The sequence below is a fragment of the Collinsella sp. AM20-15AC genome (genome assembly GCF_003471405.1).
Lineage (GTDB): Bacteria > Actinomycetota > Coriobacteriia > Coriobacteriales > Coriobacteriaceae > Collinsella.
Genome location: NZ_QRJA01000060.1, coordinates 1 through 1,649 on the forward strand (window position 1 = coordinate 1; position 1,649 = coordinate 1,649).

2 protein-coding genes are annotated in these 1,649 nt (G+C 69.9%); one reads left to right on the top strand and one right to left on the bottom strand.

Going from position 1 to position 1,649, the window contains the following annotated elements:
• Positions 1-131: 131 nt before the first annotated feature.
• Complete coding sequence (locus DW233_RS10045; RefSeq protein ID WP_117641087.1) at positions 132-1,253, top strand: IS110 family transposase; 1,122 nt, start codon at positions 132-134, stop codon at positions 1,251-1,253.
• Between the two features lie 202 nt (positions 1,254-1,455).
• Here DW233_RS10045 and DW233_RS10495 read toward each other — a convergent pair.
• The coding region (locus DW233_RS10495; RefSeq protein ID WP_233547987.1) for a hypothetical protein at positions 1,456-1,649 on the bottom strand (194 nt) is incomplete at its 5' end.

The window sequence follows — 1,649 nt, forward strand, 5'->3', positions numbered from 1 at the left end:
CAGACACTATGACCCAATCCAGGGGCACGGAAACGACAGGAGCCCCCGCTCGTGACCGCGGGTCGGGGCTGCGACAATGTTGTTGAAGTGCCAGAGGCGCAGCCGCGCCGCAACGAGGTTGGGAGGCTCCCGTGCCTAGATATTCTACCGCCTTCGGAATGGACGTACACCTCAGGTCCACCACCGTCTGCGCGCTCGACGCGGAGACGGGCGAGGCCGTGACGAGGAGGTTCCGCGGCAACCCCTGGGGCGAGGTCGCGGAGTGGATGTCGGGCTTCCCCGGCCCGTCGCTCGCCGCCTACGAGAGCGGCTACCTCGGCTTCGCCCCGCAAAGGGAGCTCTCCGGGCTCGGCGTCGACTGCGTCGTCGCGGCCGTCTCCAAGGTCCCGAGGTCGGCTGCCGACCTCTCGTCCAAGAACGACCGCAACGACGCGGCCAGGATGGCCAAGGCGATACTGTCGCACGACGTCACCCCGGTATGGGTGCCGTCCCCCGAGATCGAGGGGCTCAGGGACCTCGCCGCCGCCCACGACGCGGCGACCGCGAGGCTCGCGGCGGCGAAGCAGCGGCTCCTGGCGTTCCTAGCCCGCCGCGGCTATGTCTACGGCGGCACGACGCCGGCCGGCAACCCCCGGAAGTACTGGACGTACGGCTTCCTCAGGTGGCTCGACGGCATACACCCCGCCGACGACGGAGGCATCCGGGCGCTTGCGGCGCTGAGGAACGAGGTCGAGGCGGCCGACGAGACGAGGGAGGCCCTCCTCGCCGAATACAGGGCCGCCGTCGCGGCGGGCCCCCTCTCGGCCGAGGTCGAGGCGCTCCAGTCGATCAAGGGGTGCGGGTTCGCGCTCGCCGCCGCCTTCGCGTCCGAGGTCGGCGACTTCTCGAGGTTCCGCTCCGGCAGGCAGGTGACGGCCTACTTCGGCCTCGCCCCGAAGCAGAGGTCGAGCGCGGACTCCGTGCGCCTCGGCGGAATCAGCGGGGCCGGCAACGCGCTCGTCAGGAAGCTGGCTGTCGAGGGGTCCTGGTGCTATGCCCAGGCCGGCCACCAGCCGAAGCTGATGCCCAAGGGCTCCGGCGTGCCCCTCGAGATAAGGATGCACGGGAGGAAGGGGTCCGAGAGGCTCCTGCGCCGCCGCGAGGAGATGATCGCCCGCGGGATGCCGCAGGCGAAGGCGAACGCGGCCACCGCGGCCGAGCTCGTGAGGTGGCTGTGGGCCCTCGGCACGATGTGCCGGGAGGGCGCGGAATAGACATAAGCCCCCGTCCCGGCGAGCCGGGCAGCCTTCGGGGACACCCCCGTTCTCGCTGTGCGCGCGGCGGCCGCCGCATGCGCGAAGACAGACTAGGGGAACCCCGCCGAAGGAGAGGATTGCGGGCCGCCGGAGCGGTATCCGCGGATATGAGACTGAGCCGAAGGCGTCGATGACATGCCGGGGGCGGACCGGGACGGGTTTAACGGCAGGCCCCGCCGACCGATTGCAAGCGGTCGGCGGGGCCATTGTGGCCCTTGACAGTGGATTGGGTCATATGAGCGAGCGGGCTGCATTTGAGACAAGGTGACGTGAAACGAAAGGGCGCTGACCTTCTGGTCGCGCCCTTGAAGTTGAACGTCAGATTGTCCAAATGCGGCCCGCGCAGCGTCGAGC